Annotated in this window: 16 protein-coding genes; 10 read left to right on the forward strand and 6 right to left on the reverse strand. The window is 40.2% G+C overall.

Annotated elements, in window-relative coordinates; genetic code table 11:
• Positions 1-48 precede the first annotated feature (48 nt).
• The 4 genes from O6P32_RS00005 to O6P32_RS00020 are packed head-to-tail and all read left to right on the forward strand — an operon-like array spanning position 49 to position 7,026.
• Positions 49-3,111 (forward strand): SusC/RagA family TonB-linked outer membrane protein, encoded by a 3,063-nt coding sequence (locus O6P32_RS00005; protein ID WP_269876206.1) that lies wholly within the window; start codon positions 49-51, stop codon positions 3,109-3,111.
• Positions 3,112-3,123: 12 nt separating this feature from the next.
• Positions 3,124-4,689, forward strand: a complete 1,566-nt coding sequence (locus tag O6P32_RS00010; protein WP_269876207.1) for a SusD/RagB family nutrient-binding outer membrane lipoprotein — start codon at positions 3,124-3,126, stop codon at positions 4,687-4,689.
• Positions 4,690-4,713: 24 nt separating this feature from the next.
• Positions 4,714-5,862: a glycoside hydrolase family 18 gene (locus tag O6P32_RS00015; protein WP_269876208.1), complete on the forward strand. Its 1,149-nt coding sequence runs from the start codon at positions 4,714-4,716 to the stop codon at positions 5,860-5,862.
• A gap of 12 nt (positions 5,863-5,874) precedes the next feature.
• The gene (locus O6P32_RS00020; RefSeq protein WP_269876209.1) at positions 5,875-7,026 is read left to right on the forward strand and encodes a DUF1735 and LamG domain-containing protein; all 1,152 of its coding nucleotides are present in this window, start codon (positions 5,875-5,877) and stop codon (positions 7,024-7,026) included.
• A gap of 313 nt (positions 7,027-7,339) precedes the next feature.
• On the opposite strand, the gene dnaJ is transcribed toward O6P32_RS00020, so the two are convergent.
• Both dnaJ and grpE read right to left on the reverse strand, forming a co-directional pair.
• Complete coding sequence (gene dnaJ, locus O6P32_RS00025; RefSeq protein ID WP_178267209.1) at positions 7,340-8,512, reverse strand: molecular chaperone DnaJ; 1,173 nt, start codon at positions 8,510-8,512, stop codon at positions 7,340-7,342.
• A 20-nt stretch (positions 8,513-8,532) separates the two neighbouring features.
• Positions 8,533-9,129, reverse strand: a complete 597-nt coding sequence (gene grpE, locus O6P32_RS00030) for a nucleotide exchange factor GrpE (RefSeq protein ID WP_178267210.1) — start codon at positions 9,127-9,129, stop codon at positions 8,533-8,535.
• Positions 9,130-9,361: 232 nt separating this feature from the next.
• On the opposite strand from grpE, the gene O6P32_RS00035 reads away from it, so the two are divergent.
• A complete protein-coding gene (locus O6P32_RS00035; RefSeq protein WP_178267211.1) occupies positions 9,362-10,981 on the forward strand; it encodes an ABC-F family ATP-binding cassette domain-containing protein in 1,620 nt (539 codons plus the stop codon).
• A gap of 154 nt (positions 10,982-11,135) precedes the next feature.
• Here O6P32_RS00035 and O6P32_RS00040 read toward each other — a convergent pair whose 3' ends face one another.
• Positions 11,136-11,621, reverse strand: a complete 486-nt coding sequence (locus tag O6P32_RS00040; RefSeq protein WP_178267212.1) for a cytidine deaminase — start codon at positions 11,619-11,621, stop codon at positions 11,136-11,138.
• A 121-nt stretch (positions 11,622-11,742) separates the two neighbouring features.
• Between O6P32_RS00040 and O6P32_RS00045 the strand changes: the two genes are divergently transcribed.
• Positions 11,743-12,633, forward strand: coding sequence for a glucosaminidase domain-containing protein (locus O6P32_RS00045; RefSeq protein WP_178267213.1), 891 nt, complete (start codon positions 11,743-11,745; stop codon positions 12,631-12,633).
• A 462-nt stretch (positions 12,634-13,095) separates the two neighbouring features.
• Here O6P32_RS00045 and O6P32_RS00050 read toward each other — a convergent pair whose 3' ends face one another.
• Both O6P32_RS00050 and O6P32_RS00055 read right to left on the reverse strand, forming a co-directional pair.
• Entirely contained in the window at positions 13,096-14,250 is a 1,155-nt protein-coding gene (locus O6P32_RS00050) for a DNA/RNA non-specific endonuclease (protein WP_269876210.1), read from the reverse strand.
• Positions 14,251-14,261: 11 nt separating this feature from the next.
• A complete protein-coding gene (locus tag O6P32_RS00055) occupies positions 14,262-15,287 on the reverse strand; it encodes an endonuclease/exonuclease/phosphatase family protein (RefSeq protein WP_178267215.1) in 1,026 nt (341 codons plus the stop codon).
• A 188-nt stretch (positions 15,288-15,475) separates the two neighbouring features.
• On the opposite strand from O6P32_RS00055, the gene O6P32_RS00060 reads away from it, so the two are divergent.
• From O6P32_RS00060 to O6P32_RS00075, 4 genes are all read left to right on the forward strand, one after another.
• Positions 15,476-18,007, forward strand: coding sequence for a TonB-dependent receptor (locus O6P32_RS00060; RefSeq protein ID WP_269876211.1), 2,532 nt, complete (start codon positions 15,476-15,478; stop codon positions 18,005-18,007).
• 39 nt (positions 18,008-18,046) lie between these two features.
• Positions 18,047-18,880, forward strand: a complete 834-nt coding sequence (locus tag O6P32_RS00065) for a DUF5689 domain-containing protein (RefSeq protein ID WP_269876212.1) — start codon at positions 18,047-18,049, stop codon at positions 18,878-18,880.
• Positions 18,881-18,901: 21 nt separating this feature from the next.
• Complete coding sequence (locus tag O6P32_RS00070; protein ID WP_269876213.1) at positions 18,902-20,938, forward strand: DUF6359 domain-containing protein; 2,037 nt, start codon at positions 18,902-18,904, stop codon at positions 20,936-20,938.
• Positions 20,939-21,093: 155 nt separating this feature from the next.
• The gene (locus O6P32_RS00075) at positions 21,094-21,942 is read left to right on the forward strand and encodes a DNA/RNA non-specific endonuclease (protein ID WP_269876214.1); all 849 of its coding nucleotides are present in this window, start codon (positions 21,094-21,096) and stop codon (positions 21,940-21,942) included.
• Positions 21,943-22,296: 354 nt separating this feature from the next.
• On the opposite strand, the gene O6P32_RS00080 is transcribed toward O6P32_RS00075, so the two are convergent.
• Positions 22,297-23,658, reverse strand: a complete 1,362-nt coding sequence (locus O6P32_RS00080; RefSeq protein ID WP_178267220.1) for a dipeptidase — start codon at positions 23,656-23,658, stop codon at positions 22,297-22,299.
• Positions 23,659-23,772: the final 114 nt, after the last annotated feature.

The raw sequence follows: 23,772 nt of genomic DNA on the forward strand, positions 1-23,772 counted from the left end.
TAAGGATAGGACTATTGAAGTCGTTTAATTTTAATAATTTACTAATCTATGAGACAAAGAAGATTTTCACAGTTCCTATTGCTCATGTTGCTTGTACCCGGTGGTGGTTTGGCATTTGCAAACTCCCATAGAGAGGCAACCTCTAATGCACTTTCTGCATTACAGCAAACAGGTAAGATTACAACTAAGGGTAGTATTGTAGATGCAAAAGGCGAACCTTTGATTGGCGTCAGTATTTTGGAAAAAGGTACTACAAATGGTACGATTACTGATTTTGATGGTAATTTTACTTTGCAGGTATCACCAAATGCTACAATTGAGTTTTCTTATATCGGATATAAGACTCAGAGTATGATAGCAAAAGCTGATTTTGGGAAAATAACAATGAAAGAAGATACGGAAGTATTGGATGAGGTTGTTGTGACAGCTTTGGGGATCAAACGTTCGGAGAAAGCACTGAGCTATAATGTGCAGGAAGTGAAAGGAGATGAACTTACTACGGTAAAGGATGCCAACTTTATGAATTCTTTGGCTGGTAAAGTAGCGGGTGTAAATATTAATACTTCATCTTCTGGTGTGGGTGGTGCAACTCGTGTTGTAATGCGAGGTGTTAAATCAATTGCAAATAACAATAATGCCTTGTATGTAATTGATGGTGTACCTATTTATAATACTAATAATGGTTCTACAGAAGGCCGTTATTCAAGTCAGCCTAAAGGGGAGGGCATTTCGGATCTTAACCCTGACGATATTGAAAGTATGTCTGTTTTGAGTGGACCTGCTGCAGCAGCTTTGTATGGTTCTAACGCTGCTCAGGGTGTAATCTTGATTACAACGAAGAAAGGCGCGGCCGGTAAACCTAAGATTACCATTTCTAATAATACAACTTTCTCGAAGCCCTTTATCATGCCGGAGTTTCAAAATTCTTATGTGAATAGAAGCGGTGAGTTTAAATCTTGGGGAGCAAAGACTTCTTCTCCGTATGGTGATTATGAACCTGCCGATTTCTTTCAGACTGGTACAAATATTCAGAACTCCGTTTCTTTGTCTGTAGGAACAGACAAGAACCAGACCTATTTGTCTGTGGCTACGACCAATGCGGAAGGTATTATTAAAGATAATGAATACGACCGTTATAACTTTAACGTTCGTAATACGACTAAGTTCCTGAATGATAAAATGACCTTGGATGTAGGATTCAGTTATATTATTCAGAATGATAACAATATGATGGCACAGGGAGAATACTTTAACCCCCTTCCTGCCGTATACTTATTCCCACGTGGTGAGGACTTTGAAGCTGTCCGTATGTATAAAACATGGGATGAATCTCGTGGAATTTATGTGCAGAATTGGAATTATGGAGATCAGGGTATAAGTTTGCAGAACCCTTATTGGCTGTCTCAAGAAAACAGTTATGGTACCAAACGCCAGAGATATATGGCTAATGCAAGTTTGAAATATCAGATTTTGGATTGGTTGGATGTGACAGGACGTGTACGTATTGATAACTCAGTAAACCTGTTTGAGGACAAGCGTTATGCTTCTACGAATGTTCAGTGGACTTCAAACTCTGAAAAGGGATTTTATAAGTGGCAGAAAGAAGACGACCGTCAGGTTTATGCCGACTTGCTGGCAAATGTAAATAAAACCTTGGGAGATTTCTCTATCAATGCCAATGTGGGTATAAGTATTTCTCAATTGTATTATAATGCTTATGGCTATCAGGGAGGCTTGCAGGATCTTCCTAATGTATTCAATCCTAAGAATATTTATTCGACAACATCTTCAAGTACATATCCTTTATATGATGTGTATAAACAGCGTACCAATTCAATTTTTGCAAGTGCAGAATTGGGCTGGAAAAGTATGTTGTATTTGACTGTTACCGGACGTAATGACTGGGATTCTGCTTTGGCTAATACTCCTAATACATCATTCTTCTATCCTTCGGTTGGTTTGTCTGGGGTTATCTCGGAAATGGTAAAATTACCTGACTGGGTGACTTATTTGAAAGTACGTGGTTCGTATGCGTCTGTGGGAGCTGCCATACCAAGAGGATTGACATCTACTGCTAATATTCATTTTGATGATGCGAGCCAAAGCTGGGTTACCAATGATTATCCTCCTTTGAGTGAATTGTATCCGGAACGTACCGATTCTTGGGAGGCTGGTCTGTCTGCCAAGTTTTGGGATAACCGTTTCTCTTTGGATGTGACCTGGTATAAGACTAACACGAAAAATCAGACCCTGACTATTCCTATATCAGCCAGTGGTGGTTATACCAAGATGTATGTACAGAGTGGAAATGTACAGAATATGGGTATGGAGTTTGCATTAGGCTTTAATGAAACTTGGGGAAACTTCTCATGGAGTTCTAATTTAACTTATAGTTTTAATAAAAATAAGATTATTTCCTTGGCTCCTGGACTTGAAGGTGGTATCGACCAGGGCGGAATCGGTAACTCTCAGATCAGGTTGTATGAAGGTGGTACAATGGGAGACCTTTATGTAACCAGCCAGTTAAAACGTGACCAGCAGGGAGACATTCTAGTAGTCGATGGTAAGGTACAGGCCGAAAGTCTTGCTGAAAACCCGAAATATGTCGGTTCTGTATTGCCTAAAGGAAATATGGGATTTAGAAATGATTTCAGCTGGAAAGGTCTTAATTTCGGTTTCTTGTTGAGTGCACGCTTTGGTGGTGTCGTACTGTCTGGAACTCAGGCCGAATTGGATAAGTTTGGCGTTTCTAAGGTAAGTGCCGATTATCGTGATCAGGGAGGTGTACCTGTGAACTGGGAGAGAGTTGATACAGAATCTTATTATAGTGTAGTAGGTGGTATCAATGGTGTTTTGGAAAACTATGTATATAGTGCAACAAACGTGCGTTTGCAGGAAGCTTCTATCGGTTATACATTGCCGGCTAAATGGTTTAACAATAAAATGAATTTAAGCCTTTCTTTGGTTGGACGTAATCTTTGGATGATTTATTGTAAGGCTCCTTTCGACCCGGAAGCAACAGCTTCTACCGGTACTTATTTCCAGGGCTTGGATTATTTTATGCAGCCTAGCTTAAGAAACTTTGGTTTCAGTGTTAAATTCCAATTCTAAGTATATACAATTATGAATAAAAGATTATTTAAATATATATTATCCGGAGCATTTGGAACGCTGCTTCTGGCAGGAAGTTCCTGTACAGCTAATTTTGAAGAAATAAACCGACCTGGAGAAAATATTACTGATGAAGAATATGGTAGAGATAATTTTAAGTTGCAGTCCTATTTTTCTCAGATGATAGAAAATGTACTATCTCCTCAGGAAAACTCATTTCAGATGAATGAAAACTTGATAGGAGATGTTTATGGACGTTATATGACAACGGCTAATGATGCATGGAATGGCAGTAATTTCTCTGTATATAATGCTCAAAACTCTTGGATTAAATATCCTTTTAATGATGTGATGCAGAAATTCACCACTCCGTGGTATGCTGTAAAAGAAAGTACAGATGAAAATAGTACGGTATGGGCATGGGCCAAGATTCTGCGTGTTGCAGCTATGCATCGTTTGATTGATATGTATGGCGCTCTTCCATATACTCAGGTTACTTCAGAATCTATCACAGTGCCTTATGATGATATGAAAACTGCTTATCATGCCATGCTTGACGACTTGACATCTGCAATTGAAACTCTGACTGTATATCTTTCTTCCAGTTCGGATGCATTAATGCCAGATGCGGATGTGGTCTATAAGGGAGATATGAATAAATGGGTGAAGTTTGCAAATTCTTTGAAACTACGCTTGGCTATGCGTTTGAGAGGTGTAGAGCCTGAATATGCACAGCAAATGGCAGAAGAAGCAGTTGGACACTCTATAGGTGTTATTACTTCGAATGCAGATGCTCCGAGATATCCGTATCCGGGAAACTCTCCGATATGGAAAATGTGTACAAGCTGGGGTGATGCACGTGCTGCTGCAGATATCGTTTCTTATATGGTAGGATATCAGGACCCTCGCTTGTCGTTGTATTTTAATTCTGTTACTTTCAGTGGGTTTGACGGAACTTATGCGGGGTTGAGAAGCGGTAGTACTTTGACTAGTAAAGCGTGGGCAGACCAGTATTCATGTCCTGCAGGCGAAATGGATGATGATTATTTGTGGATGACAGCAGCAGAGGTTGCCTTTCTGAAGGCCGAAGGTGCTCTTTATAATTGGAATATGGGAGGAAGTACAGCCGAAGCCTTGTATGAAGAAGGTATTACATTGTCTTTTGATCAATGGGGCGCAAGTGGAGCCAGTGCGTATATGGAAAATAGTACGAATACTCCAGCTGATTATTCCGATCCGAGTGGAAAGTTGTCGACTAGTGCTGTAAGTACTATTACTGTTAAATGGGAAAACGGTGACACAGAAAAAAGTTTGGAACGTATCATTACCCAGAAATGGATTGCTATGTATCCATTAGGACAGGAAGCATGGAGTGAATACCGTCGTACGGGTTATCCTCGTTTCTTCTCATTGGCGGAACAGCCTGTTTCTTATCCTACTTTGACCACTGTTGCTGCTCGAATTCCGTTTAATCCGGATGAATATACTAATAACCCTAATAATATAAATTCATCTACAGTACAGCAGTTGTTAGGTGGAAAGGATGATTATTCTACAAAACTGTATTGGGCAAAATAAGTAACGTAATAAAAAGAATAGATTATGTTAAAACATTATATAGGAAAAATCATAATGTGTGGAGCTGTTTGCTCGGCATTATACTCTTGTTCAGATTGGACAAAAGTAGAATCTATTAATCAGGGAACGTTTCTGGAAAATAATAGAAGTGACGAATATTATGAAAATTTGAGAGCCTGGAAGGCACGTAAAGACCATCAGATTACTTTTGGATGGTTTGGTAACTGGACAGGAGTGGATCAGGAACATAGCATGCGAAGTCTTCCGGATAGTTTGGATTTTATTTCAATCTGGGGATCTTGGAAAAACCTAACTGATAAGCAAAAGACAGATTTGCAGTATGTTCAGGAAAAGAAAGGTACCAAGGCGCTGTTGTGTTTCATTATAGCTAATATCGGTGACCAGATTACTCCTCAATCTGTATACGATAACTGGCAGGAAGAAGGATATGAGTCTGAAAGAGCTGCAGTGAATGCATATTGGGGATGGGTTGATGGTGATGATGATGCAATCAGTAAAGCTATCGACAAGTATACTCAAGGCCTGTGTGATACAATCCATAAATACAATTATGATGGGTTTGATATCGATTACGAGCCCAACTATGGTTCTTCCGGAAATCTGGCAAGTTATAAAGACCGGATGCTGATGTTTTGTGAGTATATGAAAAATCATTTAGGTGAAGGTAAAATGCTGGTAGTAGACGGTGAACCTCAATCTATGCCTGCAGAAGCTGGAACACTTTTGGATTACTTTATTGTACAGGCTTATAACAGTTATGGAGATTCTGATTTGAACAGCCGTTTGCAAAGTACTATTAATAATTTTGATGGGGTACTTACTCCTCAGGAAGTGGCACGTAAATATATCGTTACAGAGAATTTTGAATCTTACGCGGCAAACGGTGGAAACTCAAATTACATGGATAAAGAGGGTAATACGTTTAACTCTTTGGAAGGTATGGCCCGCTGGGTTCCAGTTATAGATGGTGATTCTATTATGAAAGGAGGCTTTGGGTCTTATCATATTGAATATGATTATGGCTTGACTTTTACTGATGATTTCTATACAGCTCATCCTTGGTTGAGTAGAGATGACTTGAGCTATCCTTGGACGCGTTCCGGCATGCGTGCTTTGAGAGCTTTAGAATCTATATCAAGTATTAAACGTTAAAAAAAGAAGAATATGAAAAGTATATTAAATGTCACCAGAACTATACTTGCTTCTGTCATATTGGTATGTATAATGACTGCATGTAATGATGCTGAATACGATGTGGTCAATAACAAGATTTACATTACAGAAGCGATGTCAAGTTCAACCACAAAATTATTGGTGGACCCTGATACTGGGGCAGATGCCAGTTTTTCTATCAGTTTGAGTGATAAGTCTGCAAGTGATGTAACGGGTAAATTAACGGCTTCTGAATCGGCATTGGAAGCGTATAACAGTCTTAATGGAACAAATTATAAGATGCTTCCGGCCGAGAATTATTCATTCAGTGAAGACCAGGTGGTAATTCCGTCTGGTAGTGTGATATCTTCATCCATTAATATTCATGTGAATCCGTTCTCTGAGGAACAAATGGAAAGTGGTGATCTGTATGCAATTCCCGTCACTGTAGAATCAGCTTCATCGGATTTCTCTTCATTGGCAAGTCTTTCCAGTTATATTATTATTCTGGATCAGGTAATTGTTACGTCTGTTCCTGTATTGAGTGGCAGCAATCCTGTAACTCCTACCACGTCATTGCGTCAGGATTATAATCTGAGTGAATGGAGTCTTGAATTTAGATTGAATATGGATGGTTTCTCTATCAACAATCAGGCTATCGCTTCTTTGAATCCGAGTGAAATCTATGTCCGTTTCGGTGATGCCGGAAAAGACTATAATATGTTGCAGATCAAGACTCAGGGTACTCAGTATGAGTCTGTGACCCGTTTTGAACCTAATAAATGGTATCATATAGCCATTGTAGGTAATTCATCTTCTATGAAACTGTATGTAAACGGTGTATTGGACGGCACACTTAATTTGAGCGGTTCGGCATCATGGACAGTAGAAAAGGATAAATTCAGTCTGATCAGTTCCGGAACTACTTATTTTAGAAATAAATGTATGTTGAGTGAGTTCCGTTTCTGGACTAAGGCAATTTCACAATCCCAGATTCAGAATTATATGTTTGCGATAGATCCTGAAACTCCAGGTCTGGAAGCCTATTGGAAGATGAATGAAGGAAGTGGAAATGTCTTTAACGATGCTACCGGTCATGGTAATGAAATGACAGCTGCCGGTACTATCAGTTGGCAAGATGGTATACGTTCCGATGAACAATAATTGACTGACACTTGATTATAAGAAGTTGGAATGACATAAGTCTTAAATGTTTTCTCTCCTGATTTATTTTGGGAGAGAAAACAAGCTTTATTGGATAAAACTGAAGTGCACCTCAAAAGTTTTTGTCAGACTTTTGGGGTGCATTTTTAATAAGTCATGGTCTGTTCTTATTGGATAAAGTATGAAAGATTCATTGATGACTGCAATTCCGGCAGTTTGAATGTTAAAAGAGAGTATCTGATAAAAAGTAAAAAAGCTACATCATCTTTCTTAAAGAAATAGGATGTAGCTTTTTTAAAAAAGGAATATCTGATTAATCAAACAGACTTCTGAATTTCTTGAATATTTTTTCCTTCAAGCTGGTATTGGGTGTGAAGCTTTCCGATTCTTGCCATTTCTCCAGAGCTTGTCTTTCTTCTTTGGTTAGAGTTTCTGGAATATATACACTTACGTTGACCAACAAATCTCCTGTACCAGTATTATATCCGTAGCTGTTGATGTTTGGCAATCCTTTACCACGCAAGCGCAATACCTTACCCGGCTGTGTACCCGGTTCGATTTTGATTTTAGCTTTACCGTCGATTGTTGGAATTTCTACTGTACCTCCCAATGCTGCAGTCGGAACGCTTAATAATAGATTGTATATCAAGTCACTTTCATCACGAATCAGCTCAGGATGTTTTTCTTCCTCTATCTGTATCAAAAGATCACCCGGCACTCCATTGTGTTTGCCGGCATTACCCTTACCGTTCATAGTCAGTTGCATACCTTCGGCTACACCAGCAGGAATTTTTACGGTTACAACTTCTTCACCGTAAGTGATTCCTTCACCGTCACATTCCTTACATTTGTTTTTGATGATTTTTCCTTCACCACCACACTGAGGACATACAGTCTGTGTTTGCATCATACCGAAGATGCTCTGCTGAGTGCGGGTTACACTACCTGTTCCATGACATGTAGGACAAGTTTCTGTTCCTCCTTCGCCTTCTGCACCTGTACCATGACAATGAGTACATTGAACATATTTCTTCAGTTTGAATTTCTTTTCTACACCAGTAGAAATTTCTTTCAAATTCAGTTTTACTTTTACGCGCAGATCGGAACCTCTGAATTTACGCTGGCGACTTTGTCCGCCTCCACCGCCAAATCCACCAAATCCACTATGTCCGCCGAAAATATCACCAAACATAGAGAAAATGTCGTCCATTGACATGCCTTGTCCGCTAAAGCCTCCAAACCCACCAGCTCCAGCAGCTCCGTCTACTCCTGCATGACCAAACTGATCGTAACGGGCACGTTTGTCCGGATTACTTAATACTTCATATGCTTCGGCTGCTTCCTTAAATTTTTCCTCAGCCTCTTTATCTCCCGGATTCTTGTCGGGGTGATATTGGATTGCTTTTTTGCGATACGCTTTCTTTATCTGGTCTGCTGAAGCTGATTTGTCAACTCCAAGCACTTCATAATAATCTCTTTTTGCCATTTGAAAGAAGTCTTGGTTTATTATTGTGCTACTACCACTTTTGCGTGACGAATTACCTTATCATTCAATTTGTATCCTGTCTGTACACAGTCCAATACTTTGCCTTTCTGTGCTTCGTCCGGTGATGGAACCAATGCGATAGCTTCATGGAAATCAGTATCGAAAACTTCACCTACAGGTTCCATTTTCTGTAAACCTTCCTGTGCCAGTCCTTTCAGGAATTTCTGATAGATCAAGTCAATTCCTTCGTACATAGCTTGTACGTTTTCCGATTTCTGCATATTCTGTAATGCACGTTCCAAGTCGTCCAATATAGGAAGTACTGCACTGATAGCCTTTTCTCCTCCGTTTTTGATGAGTTCGGCTTTTTCTTTCATGGTGCGTTTACGGTAGTTATCAAATTCGGCAGACAAACGCAGGTATTTGTCTTTCTGCTCTTCGATGGTCTGCTGTGCAGCTTCCAGCTCTTTAGCCAGTTTTTCTTCGGCTGTCAATTCTTCTTGAGGCTGTTCTTGTGCAGTCTCTTCTGTTTGAGTGTTCTCTGAATTTTCAGCAGCATTGTCCTCTTGGTTTTTCAATACTTCTTCCTGTGAGTTCTGATTTTCTTTTGTACTCATATTGTTATATTGTTTTTTTATATGCAAATAATTATTTATTGTTTTCTATTCCCTTACAAATATCATGCCTAAACGGAAGAAATGTGGAAATGGCCTGCAAAAGTACGAAAAATCTGCCACACTGGCACATCTTTATTCACCTTTGTGTCTGTAGGGTATGCTTTTCTCATTTTTATTCCGTACCTTTGCAATGCCAAAAGAAAAGAAATAACATAAAATAGGTATAAAAGAAATGATTACAGTCTCAAATGTAGCCGTACAATTCGGTAAAAGAGTGTTGTATAACGATGTAAATCTGAAATTTACAAACGGTAATATTTATGGCATCATTGGTGCAAACGGTGCAGGTAAGTCAACTTTTCTGAAAGTGATTTCGGGTGAGTTGGACCCAACCAAGGGTAGTGTGACTTTGGGTCCGGGAGAACGTCTTTCGGTTTTGAGTCAGGACCACTTTAAGTTTGATGCACATACAGTGCTCGATACAGTACTGATGGGACATACAGTGTTGTGGGACATCATGAAGCAGCGTGAGGCTTTGTATGCCAAAGAAGATTTTACTGATGAAGACGGTATCAAGGCTGCAGAACTGGAAGAAAAGTTTGCAGAACTGGAAGGCTGGAATGCAGAAAGCGATGCGGCTATCTTGCTGAGCGGACTGGGAATAAAAGAGGATAAACATTATACGCTGATGGGTGACCTGAGCGGTAAGGAAAAGGTACGTGTCATGCTGGCACAGGCTTTGTTTGGTAATCCGGACAACTTGTTGCTCGACGAGCCGACGAATGACCTGGATATGGATACTGTGACCTGGCTGGAAGAGTATCTGTCAAATTTCGAACACACTGTGTTGGTAGTCAGTCACGACCGTCACTTCCTCGACTCGGTATGTACACATACAGTGGATATTGACTTTGGAAAAGTGAATCTTTTTGCAGGTAACTATAGCTTCTGGTATGAATCCAGTCAGTTGGCACTTCGTCAGCAGCAGAACCAGAAAGCAAAAGCTGAGGAAAAACGAAAAGAACTGGAAGAGTTCATCCGCCGTTTCTCTGCCAATGTGGCAAAATCAAAACAGACTACCAGTCGTAAAAAGATGCTTGAGAAACTTAATGTGGACGAAATCAAACCTTCTTCACGTAAATATCCGGGTATCATCTTTACTATGGACCGTGAACCGGGTAATCAGATTCTGGAAGTTTCAGGATTGCGTGCAGAGACAGAAGATGGTGTTGTTCTGTTCAATGATGTGAACTTCAATGTAGAGAAGGGAGATAAAATTGTATTCTTGAGCCGCGACCCTCGTGCGATGACTGCTTTGTTTGAGATTATCAACGGCAATCGTAAGGCACAGGCCGGACATTACAATTGGGGAGTGACAATTACTACTGCTTATCTGCCACTGGATAATACTGATTACTTTAACTGCGATTTGAACCTTGTAGACTGGTTGAGCCAATATGGAGAAGGTAACGAAGTGTATATGAAAGGATTCCTGGGACGTATGTTGTTCTCTGGCGAAGAGGTGCTGAAGAAAGTGGATGTGCTTTCCGGAGGTGAAAAGATGCGTTGTATGATTGCCAGAATGCAGCTCAAAAATGCAAACTGTCTGATTCTGGATACTCCTACCAACCACTTGGATTTGGAATCTATTCAGGCCTTCAACAATAACCTGAAGACTTATAAGGGTAATGTGTTGTTCTCTTCACACGACCATGAATTTATTGAAACTGTTGCGAACCGTATTATTGAATTGACTCCGAATGGAATTATCGATAAGATGATGGAGTATGACGAGTATATTACTTCCGATCATATCAAGGAAATGCGTGCCCGTATGTATGGTGATAAATAATATACTTATATAAACTGATAAAGAAGCCTTTCTGCTTTGGGAAAATCCCTAAAAGTAGAGAGGCTTCTTTTTTTATAGATCTGTGGTAAATTTGTCCGTGAGGCTTATACCGAAAGAAGAAAGTAAAGTCCGGGTTCTTTCGGCTGGTAGTCTGTTATTTTGTTTCAAGAAAATCTTTGCCAAACGATAAAGGAAGCAAATCTTTGGTCCCTTCTATTACATAAATATCGTTTAGGCTATAAAGCAGGATACGCATAGGTTGTTGGTATCGCTGTTCGGTTTCGAGCAAGACCTGACGGCAGGCACCGCAGGGAGGAATTGGAGATTCTAAATAACCGGATTCGCTACGTGCAGCAATGGCAAGAGTCATGACGGGCTGATCGGGGTATTGAGAATTGGCGTAGAATAAAGTAGTACGTTCGGCACAAGTACCCGAAGGATAGGCTGCATTTTCCTGATTGCTTCCTGTTACAATAGTTCCATTGGCCAGCAAGGCAGCTGCTCCTACAGAGAAATGTGAATAGGGGGCATAACTGCGATTGGTAGCCTCTTTGGCTGCATCAATCAGTTTCCGGTCCAATTCTTCCAGCTCTTCATAACGGAAAGCACGAATGCCAATTTCAATTTTCAGTTCTTTCATGGTGTTTCTTTTTAGTATTTGTACAAATGTATAAAAAATAAGTAGATTTCAACTTGTATTTTGTTTTATTCGTTCAATAGTTTATCTTTGCTTGTCAGAAATAATTTAAAAGTCAGAATAAATGAATGTATGTAAAAGGGGATTTTTCCTGCTGTTGTTATCGTGTGTGGTAGCCATGCTACCTGCCCAGCGTCGTAATCAGGCATATGAAGATTATATCAAGAAATACAGAAAGATAGCGGTCGAAGAAATGGAGCGTTACCACATTCCTGCCAGTATTACGCTGGCACAGGGATTGCTGGAGTCGGGGGCCGGCAGAAGTACGCTGGCACGGAAATCGAACAATCACTTTGGAATTAAATGTGGCAGTCGCTGGGAAGGACGTACGGTGCGTCATGATGATGATGCGCGGAACGAATGTTTCCGGGCTTATAAGCATCCGCGAGATTCGTACGAAGACCATTCCAAGTTTTTGCGTACAGGAGCCCGGTATGCTTTTCTGTTCCGCTTGAAAATTACTGATTACAAGGGGTGGGCCAGAGGGCTGAAAAAAGCCGGTTATGCTACCGACCCTCGTTACGCAGACCGTCTGATAGATATTATTGAACTATATGATTTGGATAAATACGATAGAAAGGGTGGTCTGAAGTGGGCTGAAGAATTCCCTGATCCGCATCAGCCTTATCTGGCCAACGAACTTTTGTATATCGTTGCGCGCAGGGGAGATACTTTTGAATCGTTGTCCAAGGAAATGGGTATCAGTAAGAAGAAGATTCGCAAATACAATGAGTTGCCGAAAGATTATAAATTCCAGGGCGGTGAGATTGTTTATTTGGAGAAGAAACGTAGCCGGGCTACAAAAGATCATATTTGTTATACGGTACGTCCGGGTGATTCCATGTATTCCATTTCCCAGAAATTCGGTGTCCGTTTGTCGCGTCTGTATAAGATGAATAACATGAAACCGGAATCTCCGGCACCTAAAGTAGGAGAGATTCTTCGCTTGCGGTAAAAACGGAGTTTTTTGTTGTAAGATACAAGTGAACAGAGATTGTCTCAATATGGACTTGAGATGGTCTCTGTTTTTTGTTTTTATTTCAGATTAAGCTGTAGAGTCTTGGTTGTCTGAACTGGCTGTAGGAAAGATGCTTATTGGCATAGATATAAATCTAGAGATCTATTCATTTGTTCAATTCGGCGACGTCGGCTGCACAAACGCCGTCGTTGGCTGTACAGCCGACAACGGCGGCTCTATAATCAACGACGGCGATTAAAGACTCCGATGCTTATCGCTACCTGTTTATTCTTGTTGTGTGATATATTTGTCAAGAGATTGCCGGTTTCAAGCTCCAATTTTTTCCGTCCGTCTTGCAAGAGTGGAATGTTCGGATACAAAAAAGGCTGTCTTAATATAAATTTTATTTAAGACAGCCTTTCTGATGAATGGTTTTATTTTTGTCTGGTTGGATAATCCTTACCAGCTCCAGGCACTTTCTGTATATTTACTTTCTACAGTTGTCTCTATATTATCGGGCAAGTTGGCAAAGAAATCAATTCCGGTTTTCTGTTCCAGATCATCGATTGAAAGAGCATACTGCTTGTAATTGTTATTGCTGTAAGCCTTATGCTCCAGCCAGAAACCAATAGCCTGATAACTTCCGCCTTTAAGCGATAAGATAGCCATAAAATAGTATTTGGGTACAGGAACATTGTTGCCTATGTATTCTATAATCTGATTGTCCTGAATGGTTCCTCCCTTTACTACGTATAGCGTATCCGATGAAACAGAGATGTTACCCCACTGCTGGACTTTCTGTTCCAGACTTTGCCAGATGCCTCCGTTGAATCCGTTTTGAATCTGGGGACTCATGTTAGAGAAATAGAATGTCTGTTTGTTGGCTTCTATAGAATACTGACGGTCTGAAGAAGCACATAAGTGTCCGCGGCTGTATCCACTGCCTTTATAGTCGCTGTCGTGCGTCTGATATTGTGAGGGGATTTTCGGATCGTCTCTGAATGAATCATTTCTTCCCGCATCGTTGTCAGGGGTTGCTGTGCTAAAGGTAAAAGCTACCCAACGTGAGTGCTTCTTTGCACAATCCCATTCGTAACTATAAGTAATTACCTCTTTTCCGTTATACTGTGTAGTATGCGTGATGAACAGATTCATGTCTCCTCCTTTCAGAGCCGGAACTTCTATTCTTTTTGCATATCCGTTCGGATTTTCTGGAGTGGTCGATCCTCCTTCTCCTTCTTCGCCTGCATTCTGTTGTATGGTAAGCGGATAAGAAATACCGGCTATACGTACAGTGATGAGTGCAGAACGCATTTGGTCGGTAGTATTTTTGCTTACACTACCCATTACCGATGCATTTCCGTTACCAGAGTATCTTAATAAAGTACACCAGTCTTGGTCTACTTCTATTGTCCACGATTGTTCTGTGCGGATATGCAACAGGAAGCCTGCATTATCAGCCGGAAGATTTTCTTTTAAATCTAAATAAACCGGTTGGGATGTATTCTGTTCGTTGTTCAGCAACTCTTCCGGAATATCTCTTTCACTACAAGAGGTAAAGAGTGCCACAAGGACAAATAAGGTTGCCTTGAAAAAATGCAATGAATTTTTCATGAGTTAGGATGTTATTGTATTTCTTTGATAAAATAAACTACAGTAGGAAGGTGGTCGCTATATCCGTTGAGCCATACACCTCCAGCGTGTGTACGCTTGGGGTAACCTTTGTATCTGCCTTCAGTCTGGAACATGAAATCACGTTTGAAAATCTCATGTTTGTAATAAGTCAGAGTTTTTCTGTCCGGGTTTAACATATTGCCTGTAAATACTATCTGGTCGAACAGGTTCCATTTGCCTTGATACATCAGAGTACCGTATCCTTTCTTCAAAGTGTCCCACCATGGGTTGAACAAATCTGTCTTACCGGTTTCTTTAGCTTTTCTTTTAGCTCCTAGCGCTACAGACATACTTTTGTCCATAGGGTCGTCGTTCATATCACCCATAATTACGACTTTGATGTCGGGGTTGTTCTGTAATAACGAGTCTTTTAGAGCACGTACCTGAACTCCGGCTCTTTCGCGGGCTGGAGAAGCGGCTGCTCTCGAAGGCCAATGGTTTACAATAAAGGCAATTTTATCTCCTCCCATTGTTCCGCTTGCAATCAGGAATCCACGTGTTTTGTAAGTAGTGTCATTGTCTTCTGGAATGTAAGGGACAAGTCTGCTTGTTTCTACTTGAAAGAGTTTGGGGTTATAAAGGAAAGCACAGTCTACACCTCTTACGTCTACTCCTTCGTAATGGATAATTTCATATCCTCTATCTGCAAGAGCCGGTTGTGCAATAAGATCTTCCAGTACTCTTCTGTTTTCTACTTCCGAAACACCGATAATTGCAGCACCCATGGGAAGTTTGTCCGTAGCTAATAAACTTAGCACTTCGGACATGTTTTTCAGTTTGGATTTGTATTTGGAATCATCCCATTTGTTTTTTCCTTCGGGCAGATATTCGTAGTCGTTCTTCCCTTCATCATGTGAGGTGTCGAATAGATTTTCCAAATTATAAAAGCCTACTCCATATAGGGCATACTTTTTTTCCTGTGAATAAACTGTGACAAATAAGAATGTCATCAGTGCGAATAATAGATGTCTTTTCATTGTTTTGAGCTTTTAATTTATCATGTTATTACAGTCCAATGACAAATATCTGAAAAATATGTAGAAAAATATACTGATTATTATGGATTTTTTCACGAAAATTATTCAAATTCGGCTTTTTTTATTTACTTTGTAATGATACCTTAATACATTAAGGTAAAAAGTGTTTAAAATTAACGATAAAAAGTATGAAAAAAGAGCTCGGACTTATGAGTGTGCTTTTTTGCCTTACTCCAGCTTTGATAGCCCAGAATAAGGTAAAAAAGAATGTACTTGAAGATAATGCTTCATTTACATTTACAGAATCCCAACTGAACGAAGATGATGATGTGGCTCAAAGCAATTATGCATTGGTCACTTCGAACAATGACGTGTATCTGTCGAATGTAGGCTATTTGTTCAGCCCGATGCGTTTTAGGGTAAGAGGGCTTGATTCGCAGTACAGTGAAGTCTTTTTTAATGGAGTGCAATTTAATGATGTAGAAACGGGACGTTTCAGTTACGGATTGATTGGAGGCTTGAATGATGCCACCCGTAACAAGGAAGGTATCAGCCCATTTGAAACCAATAACTTTACTTTTGGTGCAGTGGGTGGTTCTTCTAATATCAATATGCGTGCCAGCCAGTATGCACCAGGATCGAAGCTGGTCTTCTCTGCCTGCAACCGTAGTTATGTAGCAAGAGCCATGTATACCTATTCTACAGGCTTGATGAACAATGGATGGGCTTTTACCGGCTCATTTGGTTACAGATGGGCGGAAGAAGGCAATATTGCCGGTACTTTTTATAATTCTTTCAGCTATTTCCTAGCTGCACAGAAGGTATTTAACGAACGTCATAGCTTGTCTCTCGCAACCTGGGGAGCGCCTACAGAGAGAGGACAGCAGGGAGCTTCTACAGAAGAAGCTTATTATTTGGCAAACAGTCACTATTATAATCCCAACTGGGGATATCAGAATGGCGAAAAACGTAATGCACGTGTGGTAAATTCGTATGAGCCGTCGGCTATTGCTACCTGGGACTTTGATATTAACAAGGATATGAAGTTGGTAACCAGTGCCGGATTTAAGTATAGTTCTTATGGCAAGAGTGCCTTGGGATGGGGAGGTAATGCAGCCGATCCAAGACCGGATTATTACAAGAAGTTACCAAGTTCTATCTTTAATGTCTGGAACAGTGTTCCTACTGCAGATGAACTGGATCAGTTTAATCGGGTAACTGATTTATGGATGAATAATGAATCTTATCGCCAGATAGACTGGGATATGCTGTATCTTGCCAATCAGAAGGCAAATGCTACCGGTAAGGATGCTTTGTATTATCAGGAAGAATTGCACAACGACCAGCTGGCTTTCAACTTGAGTTCTGTATTCAATCATTCTTTGGACAAGAATCATAAGTATTCGGCTGGTATCGCTTTCAATGCAACAAAAGGTATGCATTATAAAACAATGAAAGACTTGTTGGGAGCAACTACTTATACCGATATCGACAAGTTCTCTGTTCGTGATTATGGATACGGTTCTTCTATCATTCAGAATGATTTGGATAATCCGAACCGTAGAATTGGAGAAGGCGACCGTTTCGGATACGATTACGATATTCATGTTTATAAGGAAAGCGCTTGGTTGCGTTATGAAGGAAAAGATGCAGGACTGAATTATTTTGTAAGTGGTAAAATTGGTTCTACACAGATGTTCCGTTATGGTAATATGCGTAATGGACGTGCTCCTTTGAAATCAAAAGGAAGCAGTGGTACTGCCAAGTTCCTGGAAGGTGCTATTAAGGCAGGTATCCGTTATGACTTCAACGGAAATCATTCTATTTCATTGAATGCCAGCTACGAAGATCGTGCTCCACTTGCTTACAATGCTTTCATTGCTCCACGTATTAAAAATGACTTTGTAAAAGATCTGAAGACTGAACGTATTTTAGGAGGTGAATTGAGTTACAACTTTACCGGTTCTGTAGTGAACGGACGTATTACCGGTTACTATATGCGCTTCAGCAATCAGGTAGAGATGGATGCTTTCTACAATGATAATGAATCACGTTTCACTTATCTTTCTATGAATGGTATTGAAAAAGAACATTATGGAATAGAGGCTGCAGCTACTGTGAAACTGACTTCTAACTTGTCGTTGACTGGTATCGCTACATGGTCGGAAGCTAAATACATCAATAATCCGGATGCGGTTCGTACATATGAAAGTGAAAGCGAATCGAATGTAGACCGTGTATATGCAAAAGGTATGCGTTTGAGTGGTACTCCTCTTTCTGCATATAGCTTGGGATTGGATTATAACATCAAAGGATGGTTCTTTAATCTGACAGGAAACTATTATCATCGTGTATATCTTGATTTCTCTACTTATCGTCGCTTGGAAAGTGTACTGACCAAGTATAGCGATGGAACTGTAGATGCCAATGGAAACTTGGTGGGAGTATCTGTACCGGAACAGGAAGAGTTGGACGGTGGCTTTATGCTGGATGCTTCTATAGGTAAATTTATTCGTCTGCGTGATGGTAAGAGCTTGAGCATTAATCTAAGTTTGAACAATATTCTGAATAATACTAATCTGCGTACCGGTGGTTACGAACAAAATCGTGACGATAGCTACGAAGATGGTTCAGAACGTGTATATGTTTTCTCTAAAAACTCAAAATACTATTATGCTTTCCCGTTCAATGCGTTCCTGAATGTTGGATTCAGATTCTGATGAAGAGAAAGGTAAGAGTATAAAATCAAACAAGAAGATATGAAAAAGATAACGTTAATTTTGGCTGCCTGCATGGTTCTGTTTACTTCAGGATTGGTTTCTTGTATGGACGATTTTGATGTACCTGTAACAGGCAATGCCTATGGAAACAATAATATAAAAGACGGACGGACAATCTCTATTGCCAATCTGAAGAAAAAGTATGCTTCGGTGATATCTGCCAATGGCTTGCAGCAGATTACAGAAGAAACACGTATTGAGGGAGTCATTGTAGGTGATGACGAAAGCGGAAATATTTATAAGCAGTTGATGATTGCTGATGAGAGTGGTATAATCGTAATTGGTATTAATAATACTGGTTTGTATGCTACTTGTCCGGTTGGTCAGAAAATGATTATTGATTGTGAAGGACTTTATATCGGAGGATATGGAGAATTGGGACAGCTTGGTTCCGTATATAATGGTAAGGTTGGTAGAATGCCGGGTTATATGTGGGAAGAGCACGTTCGTCTGCTTGGTGAACCTAATCTTTTTTATCCGGAACTGGCGCCTAAGACTCTGACTGCAGCTGATTTGTCTTCATGGGATAAGGCAGAAGCTCCTATTCTGGTGAACATGAATGATGTTTCGTTTGAAAATGCAGATGGAGAAGAACTTTATGCAGAAGATAAAGGTGGATCACAGTCTGCAATTGAACAGAATCTGGTATTTGAAGATGGAACTAAACTTGTGGTTCGTACCAGTACATATGCTAATTTCGCAAACGATGTATTGCCTCAGGGTAAGTTGAATGTAACAGGTCTGCTGAGTCGCTATGGTAATACCTGGCAGCTGACTTTAAGATCGGGAGAAGAAGTAAAAAGAAATAATTAACAAAACAAATACATATTGATTATGAAAAAGATTTTTAGCGCACTGTTTTTTACGCTGTTTGGAGCTGCTGCATTGATGACTTCTTGTAGCGATGTGCCTGCACCATATGAAATTAAATCTCCGGACGATGTGGATCTTGTAGGAACAGGAACCAAGGAAGATCCGTATAATGTAGCTACTGCTCAAATGAAACAGGATGGTTCTGTGGCTTGGGTACAAGGATACATCGTAGGTGTAATGGAAACTAACGTAGATCCTTTTACCGCTAATTTTGCTGCACCGTTTTCTACTAGTTCAAACTTGATGATTGCTGATACTCCAGATGAACAGAAAGCAAAGAATTGTGTGATTGTTCAGTTGCCGTTTGGAGCAATTCGTACAGCATTGAATCTGGTGGATCATGCTGACAACTTGAAGCAGCCTGTGATTTTGCAGGGTACTCTTACTTCTTACTTTAGTGCTGCTGGGTTGAAAGAAGTTTCTGCCGGAGTCTTTAAAGGAGAAGAAATTGGAGAAGAAGAAGGTGGTGAAGGAGAAACTCCGGAAGGTAACTTGATTTTTGAAGAGAAATTTACTGCAAATGAAGGTGACTTTACTATTAAAAATGTAACTCTTCCAGAAGGTTCTTCTTATGTATGGAAATGGGAACAGTATCAGACTAATCCTCCGTATATGAAAGCGAGTGCTTATGTGGGTGGTTCAAACAAGGCTTCTGAAAGTTGGCTGATTTCGCCGGCAATCAATTTGTCTGATGCAACAAAAGCTACTTTGGTCTTCAAGCATGCACATAAGTTTGGTGTAGATAAAACAAAAGAACTGACTTTGTGGGCTACCGAAGCAGGAAAAGAGGCATGGGAACAATTGACTATCCCGAACTATGGTAGTGGTGAGTCATGGACTATGGTTTCTTCTGGAAATATTGACTTGAGTAAATATGCAGGTAAAGAAGTTCAAGTTGGATTCAAATATGTTAGTACAACAGAAGGTGCTCCGACTTGGGAGGTAAATGATGTACAGGTTTATAGCGATGGTAGTGGCAATGTGCCGACTCCAGAGGAAGAGGTTACTGTAACTAAAGATGCTCCTTATGTAGAAAGTTTTGAATTAGGTCTTGGTAAATTTATAATTGATAATAAGGAAATTGGTTCTTTGAGCTTTGTATGGAAGCACGATGCTTCTTACAAATATATGAAAGCCAGTGCATATGTTAATGGAACTAATAATGTGACTGAAAGTTGGTTGACTTCTCCTGTTATTAATTTGACAGGTGTGGATAAGGCTGTGCTTACTTTCGATCAGGCAATTAATTTTGCTAAAGGAAAAGCTTCTCAGTATCTTACTGTTGTAGCTACAGAAGCTGGAATGAATAATTGGGAACCGTTGACGATTACATATCCCGAAAGCGATAGCTGGAATTTTGTTGCTTCTGGTGATGTTGATTTGAATAAGTATGCAGGAAAGAAAGTACAGTTGGCTTTCAAATACACTAGTTCTAGTGAAATTGCGGCTACATGGGAAGTAAAGAATGTGAAAGTAGCTGCTACAGAAAATGGTGGTGGTACAGAACCGGAGCCTGGAACAGCAGATTTGTTTATTTCTGAATATGTAGAAGGTAGTTCGTTTAATAAATATATTGAAATATACAATCCAACAGATCAGACTATAGATTTAGCAGGCTATACATTGGGCATGCATAATTATAGTGGATCTGGTGAAGGTGGTAATGATTCTGGTATTAAATCTGTAGCTCTTTCAGGAACATTAGCTCCTAAACAAGTCGTTATTTATAAACATTCAAAAGCGACTGCTTATTTGGGAGAAGCAATAGCCATAGACGATAATGTAATGAATTTTAATGGAAATGATCCCGTTATTTTATATAAAGGTACAGACAATGTAATTGATTACTTTGGAGTAGATAATACAGCTTTTGGTGCGGATAAAACTTTCCGTCGTAAATCAAGTGTAACTGGACCTTCTGCTACTTACAATGCAGATGAGTGGGAAGCTACTTCTAAAGACGATGTAAGCGGCTTAGGTTCACATACTATGAACTGATAATTATAACCATATCTGGTTCTTGATATAATGGAGCGAAGAATCTTGTCGGAAAGGCGGGATTCTTCGCTCTTTTTTATTTTCTTTGCATAAAGAAATAAAAACTGTTGTGCTTTGTTGTACATCAGTGTCAAAACAGCATAAAAATTAAACGAATGAAAATAAGACTATTCTTGACGGGCAGTCTGTTGTCTGTCCTGCTTTTTACCTCTTGTAGTAACGATGACCCTTCATCGGGTTCTGCTTTCTCTAATGGCCCGGCAGAGCTCCCTGCCTTGGCAACAAGTGGCAATCATAAGCTTGTTTCCCATTCTACTACAGTGGGAGGGCAAGAAGTTAATACCTTTAGTCTGGAATACGATTTAGACAAAAAACATGCACGCTGGGTGGCTTTTAAGTTTTATAATACAACAGGGCAGACTACCGTAGGTCGTAGTGACGAACCTTTTGCTCCCGATCCTTTGGTGGGAACTTCAAATCAGCGTGTGCAAGCTGATTTTGGACGGAAAGGATATGACAGGGGGCATCTCTGTGCATCGGCCGACCGGTTGTATTCTGAAACAGCGAATGAACAGACTTTCTATTATACCAATATGAGTCCACAGAAAAACAGCTTCAATACAGGAATATGGCGTGAACTGGAAGCAGCTGTACAAAACTGGGGGCGAAGTAATGTGTTCCGTGATACACTGTATGTGGTAAAAGGTGCCAGTATAGACCGCAAGGAACATATTTGGACATACATTGATGGAGATCAGACAAAGCCGGTACCCAAGTATTATTTTATGGCTTTACTGAATAAAAAAGGAGACCGTTTCAAGGCTATTGCTTTTTGGTTGGATCAGAGCAAAACGTATGGCAATAAAGAGAAACTTTCCAATTATGCAATTACAGTAGACGAGTTGGAAGAGTTGACAGGTATTGATTTCTTTCACAACCTGAACGATGAGTTGGAAAGCGGAGTTGAGGCTCAATTCTCTGCAAATGCCTGGAACGGTATCTGAAGAAAAACGGTATGAATGTCAGTAATAGATGTCATTCATACCGTTTTTTGCTTTCAGAAAATGCTTCTAAAAATGCGACTTGTATCGATGGCATACGATACAAGTCACGAAGGGCAACGATACAAGTATCATAAGCCATCGATACAAGTCACGTTTTTTTGTGTCTTATCGCCTTTGTCCGTTCAATATAACAAGTGCTCCAATTATTCCAGTCATCTAACCGCAAGAGGGAATCGGGACATAACAGAGGATACAAAAAGCCACCTGATTCACGATGCTTTGCAAATGAACTAGGTGGCTGATTTGTAGTATTTACTGAATATTCCTTTTTATCGTTCTTGTTTTGAACTTTGATTACATCTTATCAAACTCTTTGTGGAATTCTACCACTGCTTCGATTCCTTTGCGGAAAATATCAAGTGAGAAGTTTTCATTGGGTGAGTGAATAGCATCACTTTCCAGTCCGAATCCCATCAAGACAGTCTTGATTCCCAAGATTTGTTCAAAGTCGCTGATGATAGGAATACTTCCTCCACGGCGAACTGCAAGAGGCTTTTTCCCGAATGCAACGGTAAATCCTTTTTCTGCAGCCTGATAAGCCGGCAGTGTGATAGGACATACATATCCTTCACCTCCATGCATCGGAGTAACTTTTACCTGCACATAATCGGGGGCAATCTGGTTGATATAGTCGATAAACAATTGGGAAATCTTTTCATGATTCTGATGAGGTACCAGACGGCTCGATACTTTCGCATAAGCTTTTGAAGGCAATACGGTTTTAGAGCCTTCGCCAGTATATCCACCCCAAATACCACATACATCGAAAGACGGACGGCAACTGTTACGTTCCAGTGTAGAATAGCCTTTTTCTCCTTTCAAAGCCTTGACACCGATTGCTTCCATGTATTTTTTTTCATCGAATGGAATGCTGGCAATCATCTCTCTTTCGGCAGCAGGAACTTCTTCTACATCGTCGTAGAAATGTGGAATAGTAATGCGTCCGTTTTCATCGATAATTTGTGCCAGCATGCTGCATAATGTATTGATAGGGTTGGCTACAGCTCCACCAAAATGTCCGGAATGTAAGTCACGGTTTGGTCCTGTAACTTCTATTTCCCAATAAGCAAGTCCGCGTAGTCCGGTAGTCAGTGAGGGTAAATCAGCTCCCAACATACTGGTGTCTGATACAAGGATTACATCTGCCTTAAGAAGTTCTTTATGCTCTTTCAAGAATGCATTCAGACTTGGTGAGCCAATTTCCTCTTCTCCTTCGAAAATGAATTTTACATTGTGCTTCAATAATCCTTCCCGGACTACATATTCGAAGGCTTTGGCTTGAATCATTGCCTGTCCTTTGTCGTCATCGGCTCCGCGTGCCCAAATATGTCCGTCGCGTACTTCCGGTTCAAAAGGTTGGCTCTTCCAAAGTTCCAGTGGTTCGGCCGGCATTACATCGTAGTGCGCATAAATCAGCACAGTAGGTGCATTCGGGTCTACTCGTTTCTCAGCATATACCAATGGGTTACCCTTCGAAGGCATAATCATGGCTTCGTCTGCTCCAGCCTCCAGCAGGAGCTGTTTCCAACGTTCGGCACATGCAAGCATATCTTCTTTGTGCTGTGGCAGGGCACTGATGCTTGGAATGCGAATAAGACTGAACAGTTCTTCTAAAAAACGATTTTCATTCTCTTGAATGTATTGTTTGATATCCATAGTGATTATATATTTCTTGATTACATTGCTAAAATATGAAATAAATTGGAATTGAGCAAACCAACTTTTTGTGTCTGCATTGTCGATAAAAAGAATTCAGATTAATGGAAATAG

The organism is Phocaeicola acetigenes (assembly GCF_027529745.1).
Taxonomy (GTDB): Bacteria; Bacteroidota; Bacteroidia; order Bacteroidales; family Bacteroidaceae; genus Phocaeicola; species Phocaeicola acetigenes.

What these genes read in the sequence shown, in the direction of transcription:
- O6P32_RS00005 (WP_269876206.1), top strand. Translation starts at nt 49, where the DNA reads ATGAGACAAAGAAGATTTTCACAGTTCCTATTGCTCATGTTGCTTGTA.
- O6P32_RS00010 (WP_269876207.1), top strand. Translation starts at nt 3,124, where the DNA reads ATGAATAAAAGATTATTTAAATATATATTATCCGGAGCATTTGGAACG.
- O6P32_RS00015 (WP_269876208.1), top strand. Translation starts at nt 4,714, where the DNA reads ATGTTAAAACATTATATAGGAAAAATCATAATGTGTGGAGCTGTTTGC.
- O6P32_RS00020 (WP_269876209.1), top strand. Translation starts at nt 5,875, where the DNA reads ATGAAAAGTATATTAAATGTCACCAGAACTATACTTGCTTCTGTCATA.
- dnaJ (WP_178267209.1), bottom strand. Translation starts at nt 8,512, where the DNA reads ATGGCAAAAAGAGATTATTATGAAGTGCTTGGAGTTGACAAATCAGCT.
- grpE (WP_178267210.1), bottom strand. Translation starts at nt 9,129, where the DNA reads ATGAGTACAAAAGAAAATCAGAACTCACAGGAAGAAGTATTGAAAAAC.
- O6P32_RS00035 (WP_178267211.1), top strand. Translation starts at nt 9,362, where the DNA reads ATGATTACAGTCTCAAATGTAGCCGTACAATTCGGTAAAAGAGTGTTG.
- O6P32_RS00040 (WP_178267212.1), bottom strand. Translation starts at nt 11,621, where the DNA reads ATGAAAGAACTGAAAATTGAAATTGGCATTCGTGCTTTCCGTTATGAA.
- O6P32_RS00045 (WP_178267213.1), top strand. Translation starts at nt 11,743, where the DNA reads ATGAATGTATGTAAAAGGGGATTTTTCCTGCTGTTGTTATCGTGTGTG.
- O6P32_RS00050 (WP_269876210.1), bottom strand. Translation starts at nt 14,250, where the DNA reads ATGAAAAATTCATTGCATTTTTTCAAGGCAACCTTATTTGTCCTTGTG.
- O6P32_RS00055 (WP_178267215.1), bottom strand. Translation starts at nt 15,287, where the DNA reads ATGAAAAGACATCTATTATTCGCACTGATGACATTCTTATTTGTCACA.
- O6P32_RS00060 (WP_269876211.1), top strand. Translation starts at nt 15,476, where the DNA reads ATGAAAAAAGAGCTCGGACTTATGAGTGTGCTTTTTTGCCTTACTCCA.
- O6P32_RS00065 (WP_269876212.1), top strand. Translation starts at nt 18,047, where the DNA reads ATGAAAAAGATAACGTTAATTTTGGCTGCCTGCATGGTTCTGTTTACT.
- O6P32_RS00070 (WP_269876213.1), top strand. Translation starts at nt 18,902, where the DNA reads ATGAAAAAGATTTTTAGCGCACTGTTTTTTACGCTGTTTGGAGCTGCT.
- O6P32_RS00075 (WP_269876214.1), top strand. Translation starts at nt 21,094, where the DNA reads ATGAAAATAAGACTATTCTTGACGGGCAGTCTGTTGTCTGTCCTGCTT.
- O6P32_RS00080 (WP_178267220.1), bottom strand. Translation starts at nt 23,658, where the DNA reads ATGGATATCAAACAATACATTCAAGAGAATGAAAATCGTTTTTTAGAA.